This window comes from Prevotella sp. CAG:255 (assembly GCF_000431195.1).
Taxonomy (GTDB): Bacteria; Bacteroidota; Bacteroidia; order Bacteroidales; family Bacteroidaceae; genus Prevotella; species Prevotella rara.
Genome location: NZ_HF986801.1, coordinates 47,714 through 65,932, shown reverse-complemented (window position 1 = coordinate 65,932; position 18,219 = coordinate 47,714). Strand labels below are relative to the sequence as shown.

Annotated in this window: 15 protein-coding genes; 5 read left to right on the top strand and 10 right to left on the bottom strand. The window is 35.2% G+C overall.

Features of this window, described 5'->3' with window-relative positions; all coding sequences use genetic code 11:
* Window positions 1-205 precede the first annotated feature (205 nt).
* The 10 genes from QVO66_RS05640 to QVO66_RS05595 all read right to left on the bottom strand — a co-directional run bounded on the left by QVO66_RS05640 (window position 206) and on the right by QVO66_RS05595 (window position 13,586).
* A complete protein-coding gene (locus tag QVO66_RS05640; RefSeq protein ID WP_021854447.1) occupies window positions 206-1,408 on the bottom strand; it encodes a hypothetical protein in 1,203 nt (400 codons plus the stop codon).
* Window positions 1,405-2,049, bottom strand: a complete 645-nt coding sequence (locus tag QVO66_RS05635) for an ATP-binding cassette domain-containing protein (RefSeq protein ID WP_021854446.1) — start codon at window positions 2,047-2,049, stop codon at window positions 1,405-1,407. Before QVO66_RS05635 ends, QVO66_RS05640 begins: the two co-directional genes overlap by 4 nt.
* Before the next feature lie 5 nt (window positions 2,050-2,054).
* Window positions 2,055-3,431, bottom strand: a complete 1,377-nt coding sequence (locus QVO66_RS05630; RefSeq protein WP_021854445.1) for a DUF4836 family protein — start codon at window positions 3,429-3,431, stop codon at window positions 2,055-2,057.
* Window positions 3,432-3,466: 35 nt separating this feature from the next.
* Window positions 3,467-4,198, bottom strand: coding sequence for a 16S rRNA (uracil(1498)-N(3))-methyltransferase (locus QVO66_RS05625; protein WP_021854444.1), 732 nt, complete (start codon window positions 4,196-4,198; stop codon window positions 3,467-3,469).
* A complete protein-coding gene (locus QVO66_RS05620) occupies window positions 4,185-4,775 on the bottom strand; it encodes a bifunctional nuclease domain-containing protein (protein ID WP_021854443.1) in 591 nt (196 codons plus the stop codon). Before QVO66_RS05620 ends, QVO66_RS05625 begins: the two co-directional genes overlap by 14 nt.
* A 23-nt stretch (window positions 4,776-4,798) precedes the next feature.
* Window positions 4,799-6,109 (bottom strand): MFS transporter, encoded by a 1,311-nt coding sequence (locus tag QVO66_RS05615; protein ID WP_288172649.1) that lies wholly within the window; start codon window positions 6,107-6,109, stop codon window positions 4,799-4,801.
* Between the two features lie 166 nt (window positions 6,110-6,275).
* Window positions 6,276-7,484, bottom strand: a complete 1,209-nt coding sequence (locus QVO66_RS05610; protein WP_021854441.1) for a tetratricopeptide repeat protein — start codon at window positions 7,482-7,484, stop codon at window positions 6,276-6,278.
* A 74-nt stretch (window positions 7,485-7,558) separates the two neighbouring features.
* Entirely contained in the window at window positions 7,559-8,800 is a 1,242-nt protein-coding gene (locus QVO66_RS05605; protein ID WP_021854440.1) for a tetratricopeptide repeat protein, read from the bottom strand.
* A 24-nt stretch (window positions 8,801-8,824) separates the two neighbouring features.
* A complete protein-coding gene (gene gyrA / locus QVO66_RS05600) occupies window positions 8,825-11,434 on the bottom strand; it encodes a DNA gyrase subunit A (protein ID WP_021854439.1) in 2,610 nt (869 codons plus the stop codon).
* A 403-nt stretch (window positions 11,435-11,837) separates the two neighbouring features.
* Window positions 11,838-13,586, bottom strand: coding sequence for a phospho-sugar mutase (locus QVO66_RS05595; RefSeq protein WP_021854438.1), 1,749 nt, complete (start codon window positions 13,584-13,586; stop codon window positions 11,838-11,840).
* A gap of 193 nt (window positions 13,587-13,779) precedes the next feature.
* Between QVO66_RS05595 and QVO66_RS05590 the strand changes: the two genes are divergently transcribed.
* The 5 genes from QVO66_RS05590 (at window position 13,780) to QVO66_RS05570 (ending at window position 18,162) form a co-directional block, all read left to right on the top strand.
* The gene (locus QVO66_RS05590) at window positions 13,780-14,073 is read left to right on the top strand and encodes a DUF4491 family protein (protein WP_021854437.1); all 294 of its coding nucleotides are present in this window, start codon (window positions 13,780-13,782) and stop codon (window positions 14,071-14,073) included.
* Window positions 14,074-14,075: 2 nt separating this feature from the next.
* On the top strand, window positions 14,076-14,546 hold the full coding sequence (rlmH, locus tag QVO66_RS05585; RefSeq protein WP_021854436.1) for a 23S rRNA (pseudouridine(1915)-N(3))-methyltransferase RlmH: 471 nt from the start codon (window positions 14,076-14,078) through the stop codon (window positions 14,544-14,546).
* 28 nt (window positions 14,547-14,574) lie between these two features.
* Window positions 14,575-15,756 carry a mannonate dehydratase gene (uxuA, locus tag QVO66_RS05580; protein WP_021854435.1) on the top strand — a complete coding sequence of 394 codons (1,182 nt, stop codon included), beginning with the start codon at window positions 14,575-14,577 and terminating at the stop codon, window positions 15,754-15,756.
* A 12-nt stretch (window positions 15,757-15,768) separates the two neighbouring features.
* Complete coding sequence (locus QVO66_RS05575; RefSeq protein ID WP_021854434.1) at window positions 15,769-16,581, top strand: SDR family oxidoreductase; 813 nt, start codon at window positions 15,769-15,771, stop codon at window positions 16,579-16,581.
* Window positions 16,582-16,722: 141 nt separating this feature from the next.
* Window positions 16,723-18,162 carry a tagaturonate reductase gene (locus QVO66_RS05570; RefSeq protein WP_053399219.1) on the top strand — a complete coding sequence of 480 codons (1,440 nt, stop codon included), beginning with the start codon at window positions 16,723-16,725 and terminating at the stop codon, window positions 18,160-18,162.
* The last annotated feature ends 57 nt before the right edge of the window (window positions 18,163-18,219 follow it).

Here is an 18,219-nt window from a genome sequence, read left to right as displayed (position 1 = left end):
CAGGGCTGACACGCAAGGGGCGGCCCTTTTTTACTGCTTATCAGACACACTTTTTGAGACAGTATCACAGTATCTCGCATAATCTTATTCTTTGGGTGTAAATATATAAAATAAAAAATACAGAACTCTATTTTGAATCCTGTATTTTACATTTACACAAAATATTTTATAGTGCCAATTTGAGTAAGGCCTATTGTTTTATGTCTTAAGAATCTTTACGCCACCATATTCGTATTACCTTTCTATAAATTGCGATGAAATTCATTATAGAAACAAATGTAAATAAAATAAATCCTAATATCACAGAAGGTAATATATTTCCTTCATCGATTTGCGGAAATAATATCTCAATTACACCCATATAATAATTGCGGATAAATGAAATCATTAACAGTGCAACAATAAGTACTATTGCATTTAAGCCTAAGGTAAGTAATTCATAAGGCATCGCGACACGTATGGGACTATATCCGATGAGTAATAAATTTTCTAGTTTAGAAGTATTTTTTTGTACTAACAAATAAATACTTAACATCAGAATATAGAAACTCAATATGCTTATCACAATACCAATAGCCATTACAATCATTACAATCATTCTTAGAAAATATGTCGTTTTTTCACTTTGAAGTTTATCGCTGTCAACTTCATATCCTTTATCATCAAGATATTTAGTTATATTTTCATCTGCAGGATTGGATACTTCAATGATTAAGCGGGTTGGATTTGACTTTTCCGCAGGAGAATAATACTTATTACTCCAATCCATAAACTTTTGTGGAACCAGTATCGTGTTTAGACGATTTGAAAAACCTATTACATTACCTTTATATTCATCTTGGTGGCCATTTCCATGAATGTAGATACGGAAATCAATCATTCCAATAAGTCCATCGCTTATTTTAGGAAGTGAACGCGATTGGGCAAATCCGAAATTGTACATATTGATATATGTACGAGGAAGAATAATTGGCACTTCCCTACTACCTTCATCATATTTCCAATCTTTTAATGACACATCAACAAACTCATCTGGTACACTTTCAAAAAATAATTCTGAACTGAGTATAGATTGTCCATTGATGCCCATGTGTGCATCAACCTTATATTCTGTAGATGTAAAATTACCTATTTTTTTTATGAATTTTTGTGAGGATATGTCATCAATCTCAGCATTATTAAAAGAATTATCTCTTCCTGAAATAGTACTTGCGGTCCCTATTCTTTTACTTACAATCAGATAATCTGCTTTCATAAAGCTATCTTGCGATGTGAATACAGGTAAAACATCACAATAAAACTGATAACCTAAAAGAACTATAAGCATTCCAAATAAATTTGCGAAAGCAAATCCTGTAAATTGAGGTACACTTATATGTTGTCGCAATAATTTCCAAACCAAATTCATAACTTAAAAACTTTATTGTAATTTAAATTCATATGTTTGCCAATGCTTGTAACTATAACCCCTGCTCCTTGAGCTTTTGCCTCAGTCATCATAATGTCGCCCATAATTTTTGAATTATTATCATCTAGATGACTTATTGGTTCATCTACTAGTATAAAATCAAAAGGTTGAACTAGAGCTCTTATCATAGCTACGCGTTGTTGCTGTCCAAACGACATATGACATATCTTCGAATTTACTTTATCTCCTATACCTAGAATTTCGAACCACTCAAGTATTTGTTGCTTATTTTTGAAATTTGTAAGTTTATTCTTTATCTCTACATTCTCAAACGCAGTTAATTCAGAAAATAAACGAAGTTCTTGAAAAAGATAACTAATATGAAGTTTGCGTATGTCTATCCATTCAGATATTTTCATCTCTCTAACAGACTTATTATCGAACTTGATGTTACCGCTGTAATCCCGTCTGTATCCTAGAATATAACTACAAAATGTACTTTTACCTTTTCCACTATCAGCCTCAATAAGATAAAGCTGTTCCTTATTAAATGCAACATCACTATTCCATACATCAGAATTAAGGGTGTTGCTATGTGAAAACACATCAGGTATAACCGAATTAAATATTATTTCTTTCATGTTTTTTACATACTGAATATAACCGTTCTTATATTTCCTAGTAATGGCTTTATTGATGTCATAACAGAAGCTTTATCCGTACCATCCCCAAATATCGTTTCTAAATTCAGTATTAAACACAAACGCTTTCCTCTTATTTTATTTTGTACATATTCAGGAATGGCATTTTGTGATTTCGATATTGATTCAAGCGCATATTTAGGACTTCCACCTGAATAAAATTGCATATCATCTGAAACACCAAAATAATAATTGAAAGTTCCATTTGTATAATAATATGAGTTTTTATTCCAATCAATAATTTTACACCCAGCCAAACATGACTCTCTCCAATATCCTACATCTTTAAGAAATGCATTATTAGAAAGTTGGGCGCTCATCTGGGGTATATTTTCACCTTCATTAAAAGAATGTATAATAATAGACATATCGCCATTGATACTTTTTATTATATTATCCATATCAATAGCAGTATTCATTCCTGCTAATAACGCTTGAATAGAATTATTAGAATGAAGCAATTTAAGAAATTCTTTTCCATCAACATTCAAGAATATACCTAAAGAGGCATTAATAGGCATACTTGCAGAATAGGTGCCTCGAATTGGCCTAAATGTCTTTTTATTTTCTTTTATAGCATTATTTATATGTTCATTCAAGGAATACGTTTCACCTTTTATGTTTACGCATCCATCTTCACCTTTAACAAATTCAGCTGCAATCATTATTTGTGATGCATCAGCGTCTTTTGGTGCCCCAATAGTGAAAGGGGCGACAAACTTTTCTGGCAATGCGGCAGCTTGAGCTACCATGGATACGGAACTTTCTAGACTGTCTAGTTTTTGAAACATTGGTGAGCCTTTTATACTCTTGCTGTCATCCTGTTCTAGAAATTTTATCATTTGTCGCTGCATATCTGCCTGATGAATAGGCAAAATAGGTCCCATTACCAATAGTGCATCTGATGAAAACCCTAAAATCCATGTATCTTTTACAGATGTAAATTTAAAACCTTTACGTGTTGTTAAGTTCTTACAATATCCAGCTTTTTCTAATTTTTTAATCCAATTACTTATATTATCTTCGTCATCAACCTTAGCTACAAGCCCTATATTACCATCAACAGTTTCAAATACATATGCTTTAGAAGAGAAATCCAAACCGCTAGCATCTGCATCTTTAAGTTTCAGTACATCTTTAAGGTAATCTAATTGCCTATCATCTGATGTATTATATAGTTCTTGTAAGTCTACTGAAATAACCGCGGTACTATTTTTAGGTATGACATTCAGATAATCATCAGATGAACACGATGATAAAATAAGCATGCAAAATAGTAATTCACCCCAAAATATCAATGGATTTATTATATTTTTTTTCATCTTTATAAAGATTACTAATACCTTTAATATTTATGTTATTTCCTTAAAACTAATTGAGTCATTAATGTTGCCGATAAAGCTGCTGTTTCTGTACGCAAGCGGCTTTTACCTAATGAGATTGACTCATAACCATTTTTAATTGCAAGTTTAACCTCGTCTATTGAGAAATCTCCTTCTGGACCGATCAATACAGTGATGTTTGTTGCTTCATTTGTATGAATTAAAGGAGATATCTCTGAGAAAAAATCTTTTTTATCTATTTCTTCATAGCAATGAGCAATATATTTTTTCCCTTCACGAGGCGTTGATACAAATTCTTTGAAAGAAGTCATTGCATTAAGCTTCGGTTTCCAAGGCTTTCTACTTTGCTTAACGGCAGCAACTACTATTTTATCTAGCCTGACAGTACGCATAACTTTTCGTTCTGAGTACTTACAATTCAAGAATGTTATATCATCAATGCCAACTTCAGTTGCCTTTTCGCAGAACCATTCTACCCTATCCATCATTTTTGTTGGTGCCATTGCGATATTTATATGTCCTCTCCAAGTTTTTTCTTGTGGCAGACATTCTTTAATTTCATACATACATCGTTTTGTCGCTGCAATAGTAACAACAGCCCGATAGAATGTTCCTTCACCATCCATCAGAAACATTTCATCGCCACTTTTAAGACGCAGAACACGTAATGCATGCAAAGCTTCGTCCATTGGAAGTTCTGTTAAATTGGCAGCTTCTGGAACATAAAAAAATCTAACTTCTTTCATCTATTTCACTTAAATTATTGGCCTTATTACTATTTCTTTCACGTCTTTTCTTTTCGTCCCGTAAATGCGAGGCCAGTTCGTAATTTTCTTCCTGAATTGCTTTTTCTAATGCAGCTTGCAGCATTTTATCGCTAATAGTATTTACAGGTAAGGATACTCCTCTTGAGTTCTCACTATACGCAACAGATTGACGTGCCAAGAGCACCGAGTCGATGTATATAGGTATTTTGGCTACATATGAAAGTAATACCGCATCCGATGCTCTGATAATCTCAGCCTTTTTATTTTTTTTGTCATAAAGAGTAGTCCTATATTGCCCTTCGACTAAATCATCAATTAGAAGTTCATATCCTGAATCAGGATTAATCCCTTGCATTCTGCATAAGACTTCAGGTAACATTATATTTACAATAGGAATATCCTTTGTCCGCAATTCTAATTGTACAGCCATTGCTTTATCGCAAACTATTGATATTTGTCGCATATTATTTTCATCTGTCAAAATCAATAGTCCCATGTCTTCAGTCCCTACAATTTCAGAAACTCCTTTGAAAATTAATCTTTCTTTTGTTGCCATAAAATGATAAAGAAAAATTATATTTAAGATTTTTTTGTTTCAGATTTAAAAAATAGAACAAATAACAAGGCAACCAATAATGCATATCCAGCAAAAATAAGCCATGTTGACCGCCAGTCACCAAGTAAATACATCCCTTCCCATTTGCAGAAATGATCAACAACAGCCCCCGCGGCTAAAGTTCCAACAGATGCACCTATTCCATTTGTCATTAACATAAAGAGACCTTGTGCTGATGCTTGAATAGAAGGATCTGTCTCTTTTTCTACAAACAATGCACCGGATACATTAAAGAAATCAAATGCCACTCCATATACCAGCATCGAAAGAATAAACATCCATAAACCATCTCCTGGGTTTCCTAAACCAAAAAGTCCAAATCGTAATACCCAAGCTATCATTGCCATAAGCATGACAATTTTAATACCAAAACGTTTTAAGAAAAATGGTATTAACAATATACAAAATGCTTCTGACATTTGAGATAAAGAAGTTAATAAGGTCGCATTATTTGCCCCAAATGTATGTGAGTATTCTGCGTTACCACTAAAACTTGTTATGAATGGCGTTGCATATCCATTCGTTACTTGTAATGACATACCGAGCAGCATTGAAAAAATAAAAAATAATGCCATACGTTTTTGTCCAAATAACTTGAACGCGTTTAGTCCAAGTGTTTCATATAATGACATGCTTTTACCTTTTTCTGCTATGGCGCATTGTGGTAATGTAATGGCATACAGTGCAAGTACTAATCCTAAAACGCCAGAAACAAAAAACTGCATAAAGCTATATTGGAATCTGCTCTCAGAAGTTACACTAAAGAAAAATCCATCTTCTGCAGTGTAGGCTGCACAGTTAACGAACCACATTGCTGCAATAAATCCAACTGTGCCTAAAACTCGTATTGGAGGAAAATCTTTAATCGTATCATATCCATTTCTTTTCAATGTAGCAAATGCCACTGTGTTCGATAATGCAAGTGTAGGCATATAAAATGCAACACTTAATGTATATAATGCGATAAAAATACCTTTTTCTTGTATTTGATTTCCAAGGCCGGTATTGTATCCTATCCACCAACATCCAAGCATAAATATAGCTGCAAGAAAATGGCATATACCCAATAATCTTTGTGGCTGGATCAGTTTATCCGCAATTATACCAATTATTGTTGGCATAAAAATAGATACAATTCCCTGAATTGAATAGAACCATGGTATTAAATCTCCAAGCCCCGCAGAGCCTAAATAGTTACTCATACAAGTAAGATATGCTCCCCAAACAGCAAATTCAAGGAAGTTCATTATTGCTAAACGAGTTTTTAAATTCATATATTTAAGATTTAAAATACCATAAATTAATCTTTGCGGAAATAAGGATAACTTAACTTATGTATGATATCTTTAAACCGCTCAATAATGCAAAGATAGCGTAAAAAAAAGTATAATCAAAATAAATAACAAATTTTATATGATTGATTATATTACGCTGATATATTTATTTTTTTCCGTGAATATTCTGTAGGATGCTGTTCATTTCGTCAAACTGTCGTCCCATATTTAATTTTAAATATATGTTATAAAGAGATGGAGCCCATTTGTCTTTTTCGTTAGGGCACATCTCTCTATATTTTTCCATATATGGTAATGATTTCTTATAATAATCTATAATCTGTGTTCTATTTTTACGCTTTGAGATTGTTGTTTTTTCTAAATCAATTGCCAGATTCAGATATGATACACCTGCATTATAATAAACATCGGGAAATGAGTTATTTTTCTTTAGAATAGTGTCGCAAACAGTAACACACTCTTGATAACTGCCCATATTTAATAGTATATTACTTTTTGCAAATAAAAACAACACATTATCTTTATCAGAAATCAATGCTGTATCAACAATCGCCATAGCCTTGTCTAGTTGGTTCTTGCCATTGTAATAATCCATTAATCTTAAAAAAAAGAATTTAGATTTTTTATTTTCTTTAAATCCAAGATTTAATGTTTCGATATACTTTGCTGTATCTCCTTTGATCAAATATATATCCGAGAGATATTGTAAAGCTCTTCTGCGATAATTCCTGTTCGACAAAGCAAGCTCATGATATTTCAGAGCGCTATCAGGTCTATTTAATTTATATCCTGAAACTACGGTCCAAAATGCGGCAGATGATGCTAATTGATCATCATTAATGTATTTATTGGTTTCAAATAAAGGCTGTTGTGCACAATCAAGGTATGAATCCATCAATTTATAAGCAAACTCATAATTCTTCTTGTTTATAAAGAATAATCCACCATTATATAAATTACGTCTGTATTTATCAAGATACTCAGCATTTTTCTTACGATACTTCGGTTTAATTCTGCCTTTCTTATCAGGCAGTGCATCTATACTGTCTAGACTTTCATACGCTATAAACATTTTATGTGCTGTATTAAAGAAAGCAACCGTATCATAGCCTTCTTTTAAATATAATTTTTCGTTTGCTACTTCATACTGAGCGCTTACAGCATTGGCAAGCGTTTCGTAAATTCTTATATTTTGTCTATTCACTGAATCTTTAAGCAAATTGCGCATTGATGCTTCAGCCTGCTCAAGATTACTTCGACTTTTTATATCAGAACGTGCCTGACTAATTTCCTTCTTTTGAGCAGAAGTCGTAATAGAAAGTATTATTGTAACAAATAGAAAAAAATGACGCATTTATATATCTTTTAAAGATGGAGACCGATATTGTGGCCAACACCGGTCTCCATTAATTAATAATTTGTATGTATTTATTTTGTCAAAGCTTCCATTTCCTTTGTTTTAGGATCATCGGCGCCATAAATTCTGTAACAGCATGTATATAATGAATATGCCCATACAGTTTTATACTGCATTTCTTTATCAAGATTCTTAGCTTTCTCTAAAAATTCAATAGCCTTTTTATAAACATCAATTATTGCATTTTCTGCTTCCGGAGAAAGTTTCTTTCCATTGGCGGTTGCACGCTCTGCAGCTTCTTGTGCTTTGTACATATAACTATTGCCTATTGATGCTAATACCGCGACATTCTCAGGCTGTTTTGAAGCTGCTTTTGACAAATCTGCAATTGCCTCGTCCCATTTGTGCTCATTCATATTAGCCTGACCACTCATTGCCAATGCAGTGAAGTTGTTCGGATCTTTAGCAAGTTTTACTTTAACAAATTCTGAAAGACCAGCCTTGTCATTAAGAGATATGAGCATTGAGCATATTGTACTGAATACCATATCATTATTTTCGTCATTTGCATAAATACTCTTAAGTTTATTTACATAATTAAGAGTATCTTCATGTGACTTCAATTGGTTTTGCATAACTGCCAGTTTAAGCTGTAATGCATCATCTGCCATTGCAGTATCTTTGATTGCGATATCTGCATATTTTTCAGCTTTGTCATATTCCTTTGCAAAATAAGCAAAGCGCGCAGCATAATATGCCATCTGGGTTAGACTTGCGTCTGTGCTCTTATCCTGCTCTTTAAACAAAGGATAATCATTACTATCTACATAAGTTGCAAGATTCTTGTATGCAAGTGCTTCATCTTTATTCTGATAATAAATACCAGCGTTGATGAGATGGAAACGGATTGGATAAAGTCTGTCGCCATTTGACTTATGGAACTTGGGTTTCACCTTACCCTTATCGTTAGGCTGATTATCAAATTCGTCGCAGAGTACACCATTTTCTAAAGCCTGCATCACGGCATTGTAAAGTCCAATGGTATCATAAGGCTCAACTTTTGTGTTTAGCTGTGCTGCCATCTGATTACTGGTAATTGTAGCCTGCTCATTGACAACTTTCTCATAGGCTAAATCAACAAGTTTGTTGTAGCATTTAGCTTTTTGCTCAGCTGACATATTGCTGAGGTTACTTTTCAGAAGATTATAAGCTTCATTATAATCTTTAATTTTCGAAATTTGTTTATACACATCCTGTGCAAAGGCCGACATACTTAGTATAGAAGCTACGGCCAAGGTCATAAACTTTTTCATAATAGATTTATTAAAAAATAATTGTTATTGTTCATCGAATTTATCCTCATCTGATATCTCTGGAAGAGTATCATCGTCAGAGTCTGTATCTGTTGGTATAGCTTGAGTATCATTTTTGAATGCCTCACTTGTTTGTGCCCATTCTTTTCTACTTTCAGCTTCAACTAACGCCTCTAGATCCGAGCTCATTACTTTACATACACTTGATATTACATCATTTTTCTTTGTCAAGTTTATAAGTCTGACACCCTGTGTCGCTCTACCCATTACACGACATTCTGACACTTTAAGACGAATCAAAATACCACTCTTGTTTATTATCATGAGGTCATTCTCGTCCGTAACAACCTTTATTGCAACCAAACGGCCTGTCTTTTCTGTGATATTTAGCGTTTTTACGCCTTTTCCGCCACGATTTGTAACACGATAGTCTTCTACCTGGCTTCGTTTTCCATATCCATTTTCACTGACAACCATTATAGTTTCTTCTTCCGGCTTATTGACGACAACCATTCCTACAACCTCATCGTCTCCTTCATCAAGACGCATTCCCCTGACACCGGTTGAAACGCGTCCCATCGCACGTACAGTATTTTCGTTGAATCTTACAGCACGGCCATTTCTATCTGCAAGCAGCAGTTCGTTATGCCCATTAGTAAGTCTTACGCCAACGACCTCATCTCCTTCAAGTACGTTTATGGCAATCACACCATTTGCTCTTGGTCGACTATATGCTTCAAGGCTTGTTTTCTTTATTAATCCTTTTTTGGTAGCAAATACTACATAATGACTATTTATGAAATCAGGGTCATCCAATCCGCGTAAACGAAGGAACGCATTAATACTATCATCGCTTTCTATGTTCAACAGATTTTGTATTGCGCGACCTTTTGAATTCTTTGCCCCTTCAGGTATCTCATAGCATTTAAGCCAATAGCAACGTCCTTTCTTTGTGAAGAACATCATTGTATTATGCATCGTTGCAGGATAAATGTATTCAGTAAAGTCCTGTTCACGACTATTTGCACCTTTGCTGCCAACTCCACCTCTGGCTTGTTCACGGAATTCTGATAGCGGAGTGCGTTTGATATATCCCAAATGACTTATTGTTATCACAACAGGATCGTTTGGATAAAAATCTTCAGGGTTGAATTCTTCGCTAGAATATTTTATTTCAGTGCGACGTGGATCACCATATTTTTCCTTTACCTCTAAAAGTTCGTCTTTCATAACCTTCTTACAAAGCTCAGGGTCGTCAAGTATTGACTGTAAATATGTGATTAGCTTTTCAAGCTCTTCGTATTCAGCATGCAGTTGATCCATTCTAAGTCCAGTCAACTGACTAAGACGCATATCTACAATAGCTTTTGATTGTAATTCATCAAGTTCAAAACGTTTTTCCAAATTACGCTGAGCGTCAGATGGAGTCTTCGAGCCTCGGATAATATGGACAACCTCGTCAATGTTGTCACAAGCAATTATTAAGCCTTCAAGTATATGTGCTCTTTCTTGAGCCTTACGCAAGTCAAATTTTGTTCTGCGTATTGTTACATCATGGCGATGCTCAACAAAATAATGCACACAATCTTTCAATGTTAACAAACGCGGACGTCCTTTAACCAATGCGATGCAATTGACTGAGAATGAGCTTTGTAATGCAGTCATCTTAAATAATTTATTTAGGATGACATTCGCATTAGCATCTTTTTTCACATCAATCACAATACGCATGCCCTGACGACCGGATTCATCGTTTGCATTACTTATTCCATCAAGTTTTCCTTCTTTTACTAAATCAGCGATATATTCAATCAATTGAGCCTTATTTACGCCATAAGGTATCTCAGTAATGACAATCTTATCATGTGATTCTGTGCTTTCAATTTCTGCCTTTGCACGCATCACTATACGTCCACGACCAGTTTCGTATGCATCTTTTACTCCTTGAATGCCGTATATATAAGCACCTGTCGGAAAATCTGGAGCTTTTATATATTGCATAAGGCCTTCTGTATCAATATCTGGATTATCAATATATGCACAACATCCGTCAATAACTTCTCCTAAATTATGCGTTGGAATATTTGTTGCCATACCAACGGCAATACCATTACCTCCATTAACTAAAAGATTTGGTATCTTGGTCGGCATTACAGAGGGCTCCTGAAGTGAGTCGTCAAAGTTATTCATCATGTCGACAGTCTCTTTTTCCAGGTCGTCCATAATGTGTTCACCCATCTTTGACAATCTGCATTCTGTATAACGCATTGCGGCGGCAGAATCACCATCGACACTACCAAAGTTTCCTTGACCATCAACAAGAGTATAGCGCATATTCCAATCTTGCGCCATTCTTACCAATGCTCCATATACAGAGCTGTCTCCATGAGGATGATATTTACCTAGGACTTCACCTACTACGCGGGCGCATTTCTTATACGGCTTATCACTCGTGTTGCCAATTCCCATCATACCGTACAATATTCTTCTATGTACAGGTTTAAATCCATCACGAACATCGGGTAAAGCACGGGCAACAATAACAGACATAGAATAGTCAATATAAGAGGATTTCATTTCCTCCTCTATATTAATCTTTATGATTCTGTCTTGATCAAATGTGTTATTATCCATTAATTTTAATTGTATTAATTTTCTATAAAATGCCGTTTGAGGCCATTTGCTTTCGTTTTAAGACGTTTTACATCTTTTTGGGCCTGCTAAATTAACACTTTTTTTCGACCTACAAAAAACATTTAGGGCAAAACATATAATTTTAAACTTTATTATAAACAAGAAAACTCTAAATCTTTATTTTATTGCTTCGCCATTACAAAATGGTAATAAAAGCATTTTGCCAATTACGTGATAAAATACTAAAATAATAAGACATATAAATTATAAATATATGATCGCTGAAATTTAGATGTAAGTCTAAAGATTTTGAATGACATCATGTACTTATGATTTAATGATACAAAAAGGCGGAAATATGATAACATTTCCTCCTTTTTGTAATGATATAGGAATTGCCTAGTTAATTCAAGTTTAACGATTTTTTTATTTCTGCAATTTTATTGTTTGCTTCGCTTGTGCAACGGTCATAGCACCCATTGCATTTCATTGTGCCTTTAACTTCAATATAGAATTTGATTTTAGGCTCTGTTCCTGACGGACGAACGCTTATTTTTGTTCCATCTTCACAGAACCATTGCAGAACATTGCTTGTTTCTGGCATTTCTAATTTAGAAACATTTCCGTTTGCATCACGTTGCTCCAATGTTTGATAATCTTTCCATGTAACGACCTTGCTTCCGCCAAGTTCTTTTGGGGGATTGTTTCTGAAGTCTGTCATCATCTGCTTTATCTCATCTGCTCCGCTCTTTCCTGGTTTGACAACATTTATTGTGAATTCTTTAGAGAATCCATACTCAAGATAAATGTCCATCACAACATCATAGAGTGTTTTACCTTGGTCTTTTGCCCATGCGCAGATTTCTGCTAATAGAGAACATGCAGAAACAGCATCTTTGTCACGTACAAAGTCTTCTGCCAAGAATCCGTAGCTCTCTTCACCTCCACCTATATATTGTTGTTTGCCTTCTGACAAGGCAATTTCACGGGCAATCCACTTAAAGCCTGTATAGCAGTCGCGCATTTCTATGTTTTGTTTTTCTGCTATTTTTCGTATAACTTCAGTGGTTACAATCGTTTTAACAATGAAATCCGTCGGTTTCATCAAACCTTTAGCCTGACGGTTTTTAATTATATAATACAAGAAGAGCAAACAGGTCTGGTTGCCGTTTATAAGTATCCATTCCCCTTTGTCGTTCTTGCATGCCATTCCAACACGGTCTGCATCAGGATCGCTTGCCATTACAATATCAGCATCAAGTTCTTTGGCGTCACGCAATGCCAATGTTAAGGCTTCACCATTTTCAGGGTTAGGACTTACCACTGTCGGGAAATCGCCACTTTTAACCATTTGCTCTTTTACACAATGAACGTTTTCAAATCCCCATAATTTCAAAGAACGCGGTATTAGCGTCATGCCTGTTCCATGTAGTGGCGTATATACGATTTTAAGATCCTTCTGACGGCTAATTACTTCTGGGTCGATAGAAATCCCGTGTATGAGATCAAGATATACTTTATCTATTTCTTCTCCTATAATTTCTATGAGTTCTTTATTTCCTTCAAACTTTATGTCTTCAACGTTAACTTTGTTAACTTCGTCTATAATGCCTTTGTCGTGAGGTGCCAGTACTTGTGCGCCATCTGCCCAATAAGCTTTATATCCATTATACTCTTTGGGGTTATGGCTAGCAGTAATGTTAACACCACTTTGGCATCCCAAGTGACGTATGGCAAAAGAACATTCTGGCGTTGGTCTCATGTCGTCAAACAGATATACTTTTATGCCGTTTGCAGAAAAGATATCAGCAACGGTTTCTGCAAAAAGTCTGCTGTTGTTACGACAGTCATGGCAAACAACAACAGAAATCTGCTCACGATCTGCAAAATTCTTTTTTAGGTAATTAGCAAATCCTTGTGTAGCCATGCCGACGGTATAAATATTCATACGGTTGCTACCTACTCCCATTATACCTCTAAGGCCACCTGTACCGAATTCAAGGTTTTTATAAAAACTTTCTATTAAATCGGTTTTGTCTTCATTTTCCAACATGGCCTTAATCTTTTCTTGTGTTTCCTGATCAAAAAAAGGTGATAGCCATTGTTTTGCCTTATTTTCACATAATGCAATTAATTCCGTGTTTTTTTCCATATTATTAATATTAGTGTTAGTAATTTTATTGTTTACAAAGGTAATAAATTAAATTCAAAAATTACGCTCAAGATTTTTTTTTTCTTTTTTTTCATCTAAATTTAATTTATGCGAAGTTTTTCTATCATTTCTTTTTGCCCTATTAAAAATAAATGAGTATTTTTGCGGAAATAATAACGAAACATAAGCATAGATGTATTTTTCTGGAATTATTATAGCAATATCATGTTTTTTGATTATTGGCATTTTTCATCCGATAGTAATAAAAACAGAATATTATACAGGTACAAAGTTTTGGTGGATATTCCTGATTGTAGGAATTGTCTGCCTGTTATTGGCCCTATTAATTGCAGATTCACTTTGTTCAGCTATATTAGGCATATTCGGTGCTTCATCTTTATGGTCAATAAAAGAATTGTTTGAGCAACGTGACCGGGTTAAGAAAGGATGGTTTCCAATGAATCCTAAACGCAAAAAAGAGTATTGAATATGAAAACGACATTGTTACTTGTAGGAAAAACTGACAACAAACTATATGCCGAAGGGATTGAAGACTATGTAGCCAGAACAAATCATTATACACCTTTTTGTTTGAAAATTATTCCTGAGCTTAAAAACACCAAGAGCCTTAATGAAAAACAGCAAAAAGAAAAAGAAGGAGAACTGATTTTAAAGAATATAGACGATAAAAGTTATGTCGTCTTATTAGACGAACACGGAAAAGAGTTCAGAAGTGTAGAATTTGCGGCGTGGTTGGGAAACAAGCAACAAACTATAAAGCAGTTGACTTTTGTGATAGGTGGCCCCTATGGATTCTCTCAAGCCGTATATGATCGTGCCAATGAGAAAATGTCATTATCAAAGATGACACTTTCTCATCAGATGGTTAGATTGCTCTTTATGGAACAGGTTTATCGTGCATGCACGATAATAAAAAATGAACATTATCATCATGAGTAATTTATGATTTTATATAAAGAAAACTAATATGGAAAAGACATGGAGATGGTTCGGCAAAAAAGATAAGATTACTTTGTCGATGCTAAAACAAATTGGCGTTGAAGGAATAGTCACGGCATTACATGATGTTCCTAATGGTGAGGTATGGACTAGAGAAAAGATACGCGACCTACGTGAATATATCGAGAGTTATGGTATGCGTTGGTCTGTTGTTGAAAGCCTTCCTGTTTGCGAAAGTATTAAATATGCAGGACCAGACAGGGATGGACTCATTGAAAAATATAAAGAGAGTCTTAAAAATCTTAGTCTGGAAGGTATCCATACTATATGCTATAACTTTATGCCTGTGTTGGATTGGGCCAGGACAGATTTAGCTCATCCAAATCCGGACGGAACCAGTAATTTATTCTTCAGTCATGCTCAGTTCGCTTATTTCGACTGCTGCATACTGAAGCGTGAAAATGCAGAAGAGCAATATAGTCAAGAAGTTCTAGAGGAGGTTGAAAAGCTTAAACAAACAATGACACCAGAAGATGATCATAGGCTTGTTGAAAATATTATTGTTAAGACTCAAGGCTTTGTAAACGGAAATATTTCTGAAAATGACGAACATCCTGTAGAACTCTTCAGACAACTTTTAGATTTATATAAAGGTATAACAAAGGAACAGTTGCGAGAAAATATGAGATATTTTCTTTCTGCAATAATGCCGACATGTAATGAATACGACATGTATATGTGTGTACATCCGGATGATCCTCCATTCCCTATTCTCGGTCTCCCACGTATTGTTACATGCGATGATGACATCAGCTGGTTCTTAAAAGCCGTAGATGACCCGCATAACGGATTGACATTCTGTGCAGGTTCATTGTCTGCTGGTGCCCATAACAACGTTACTGAACTTGCACGCAAATATGCAGATCGTACATGGTTCGTGCATATGAGATCTTGTAAAGTTTTCCCTAACGGAGATTTTACAGAAGCTTCACATCTTGGCGGACGTGCCGACTTGATAGAATTAGCACGAATATTTGAAAAAACAAATCCAAACTTACCGATGCGTGTTGACCATGGACCCAATATGTTAGGCGATCTTGATAAAGGTTATAATGCAGGTTATACTTTCCTTGGACGTATGTTTGCTATGGGGCAAGTACAGGGTATTCTAGCTACAGTTGACAGAGTATTAGGAATAAATCAAAAATAAAATCACAAAATTATGAACGAACTATTTAATATTAAAGACAACGTTACTGTCATAACAGGCGGAACAGGTGTATTAGGACGTACAATTGCAAAATATCTTGCAAAAAATGGTGCAAAAGTTATCATTCTTGGTAGAAAAGAAGACGTCGGAAACGAAATCGTTGAGGACATTAAAAAAGAAGGTTATCATGCTGAATTCATGAAAACTGATGTTATGAATCAAGAATTAGTGCAAAAGAACTGTGATGATATTATTGCAAAATATGGACGTATTGATACATTACTGAATGCTGCAGGTGGAAATATGCCAGGCGCAGTAATAGCACCAGACAAAAACTTTTTTGACTTAAAAGTTGAAGAATTTCAAAAAGTTCTTAATCTGAATCTGACAGGTACAGTTATACCAACACAGATATTCCTGAAGCCTATGGTGAAACAAGGCAAGGGGTCGATTATCAATTTCTCTTCAATGGCAGCATTCCGTCCTATAACACGTGTATGCGGTTATGCAGCAGCCAAAGCTGGTATAAGTAATTTTACGGCATTCATGGCAACAGAGTGTGCTAAAAAGTTTGGTGAAGGTATTCGTGTTAATGCTATTGCTCCTGGATTTTTTATAACAGAACAAAACAGAACTTTGCTTACAAATCCTGATGGCTCTTATACTCAGAGAGGTAAAGACGTTATACATCAGACACCATTTGGCAGAATGGGTGATCCGGAAGAGCTTTGCGGAACAATACATTATCTAATGAGTGATGCAGCAAAATTTGTAACAGGTACAGTTGCTGTAGTTGATGGAGGTTTTAATACCTATGCAATGTAATCAGTACATAATATCTGCATATTACAATTACGCAAACCTTTACGTAAGTTTAATCAGGAAAAACGTAGCAAGGTATAAAATAAAATAGTAATTTTGCATCGTAAAAGAAAAACAAACTCATTAGTATAAATCATGAAAAAATTGCAAGCTTTAAACAAAAGGACTGCGCCTAAAAGCGTAATGCCTGAGAAGATCATTCAGTTTGGTGAAGGAAACTTCCTGCGTGCTTTCGTTGACTGGATTATTTACAATATGAATCAGAAAACTGATTTCAATGGTTCTGTTGTTGTTGTTCAGCCAATTGAAAAAGGTATGGTTGATTGGCTTAATGGTCAAGATTGCCTATATCATGTAAATCTTCAGGGACTTGATGAAGGTAAGCCGGTAAACAGCCTTACACGTATTGATGTTATAAGCCGTGCATTGAATCCTTATACACAAAATCAAGCTTTCATGGCTCTTGCAGATCAGCCTGAAATTCGTTTTGTAATATCAAATACGACAGAAGCTGGTATTGCATTTGATCCTAACTGTAAACTAGAGGATGCTCCTGCAAGTTCGTATCCCGGAAAATTAGTACAGTTGCTTTATCGTCGCTATCAGACATTCAATGGTGATCCAACAAAGGGTCTCATTATTTTCCCATGTGAGCTGATATTCCTTAATGGTCATGTTCTCAAAGATTGCATTTATAAGTATATCGAACTTTGGAATCTTGGTGAGGACTTCAAAAAATGGTTTACAGAATGCTGCGGCGTTTATGCAACATTAGTTGACAGAATTGTACCGGGTTTCCCACGCAAGGAAATCAAGGATATTCAGCAGAAAATCTGTTACGAAGACAATCTCGTCGTTCAGGCAGAAATATTCCATTTATGGGTAATTGAAGCACCTAAAGAGATTGCAGAAGAATTCCCTGCAGATAAGGCTGGTCTTCATGTATTATTTGTACCTTCAGAAGAGCCATATCATGAGCGTAAGGTTACATTGCTTAATGGTCCTCATACAGTATTGAGTCCTGTTGCATTCTTGAGTGGTATTAATATTGTACGTGATGCTTGCAAAGATCCTGTTATTGGCAAGTATATACATAAAGTTCAGTTCGAGGAGCTTATGGAAACACTTAACCTTCCGAAGGACGAACTTCAGAAGTTTGCTAGTGATGTTCTAGAGCGCTTTATGAATCCGTTCGTTGATCATCAGGTAACTAGCATCATGCTTAACTCTTTCCCGAAATATCAGACACGTGACCTGCCCGGTGTTAAGACATATTTGGAGCGTAAAGGTGAGCTCCCACAAGGTCTTGTGTTCGGTCTTGCAGCCATCATAACATACTACAAGGGTGGCAAACGCGAAGATGGTACTGAGATTGTTCCTAATGACTCTCAGGAGATTATGGACTTGCTTAAGAATCTTTGGGCTACTGGCGACACTCAGAAAGTTACAGATGGTGTTCTTTCTGCGACACAGATTTGGGGTGAAGATTTGAATAACATTGCAGGTCTAAATGCATTGGTTAAGAAGGATCTCGATCTCATTCAGGAGAAAGGCATGCTTGAAGCAGTTAAGACAATTCTGTAATGTATACCAAATATTTGTCTAGTACAAATTAAATAATAAGTCAGGCTCTGCAGTAGT

Coding starts and splice junctions, on each gene's coding strand:
- QVO66_RS05640 (WP_021854447.1), bottom strand. CDS start 1,408: ATGAATTTGGTTTGGAAATTATTGCGACAACATATAAGTGTACCTCAA.
- QVO66_RS05635 (WP_021854446.1), bottom strand. CDS start 2,049: ATGAAAGAAATAATATTTAATTCGGTTATACCTGATGTGTTTTCACAT.
- QVO66_RS05630 (WP_021854445.1), bottom strand. CDS start 3,431: ATGAAAAAAAATATAATAAATCCATTGATATTTTGGGGTGAATTACTA.
- QVO66_RS05625 (WP_021854444.1), bottom strand. CDS start 4,198: ATGAAAGAAGTTAGATTTTTTTATGTTCCAGAAGCTGCCAATTTAACA.
- QVO66_RS05620 (WP_021854443.1), bottom strand. CDS start 4,775: ATGGCAACAAAAGAAAGATTAATTTTCAAAGGAGTTTCTGAAATTGTA.
- QVO66_RS05615 (WP_288172649.1), bottom strand. CDS start 6,109: ATGAATTTAAAAACTCGTTTAGCAATAATGAACTTCCTTGAATTTGCT.
- QVO66_RS05610 (WP_021854441.1), bottom strand. CDS start 7,484: ATGCGTCATTTTTTTCTATTTGTTACAATAATACTTTCTATTACGACT.
- QVO66_RS05605 (WP_021854440.1), bottom strand. CDS start 8,800: ATGAAAAAGTTTATGACCTTGGCCGTAGCTTCTATACTAAGTATGTCG.
- gyrA (WP_021854439.1), bottom strand. CDS start 11,434: ATGGATAATAACACATTTGATCAAGACAGAATCATAAAGATTAATATA.
- QVO66_RS05595 (WP_021854438.1), bottom strand. CDS start 13,586: ATGGAAAAAAACACGGAATTAATTGCATTATGTGAAAATAAGGCAAAA.
- QVO66_RS05590 (WP_021854437.1), top strand. CDS start 13,780: ATGTATTTTTCTGGAATTATTATAGCAATATCATGTTTTTTGATTATT.
- rlmH (WP_021854436.1), top strand. CDS start 14,076: ATGAAAACGACATTGTTACTTGTAGGAAAAACTGACAACAAACTATAT.
- uxuA (WP_021854435.1), top strand. CDS start 14,575: ATGGAAAAGACATGGAGATGGTTCGGCAAAAAAGATAAGATTACTTTG.
- QVO66_RS05575 (WP_021854434.1), top strand. CDS start 15,769: ATGAACGAACTATTTAATATTAAAGACAACGTTACTGTCATAACAGGC.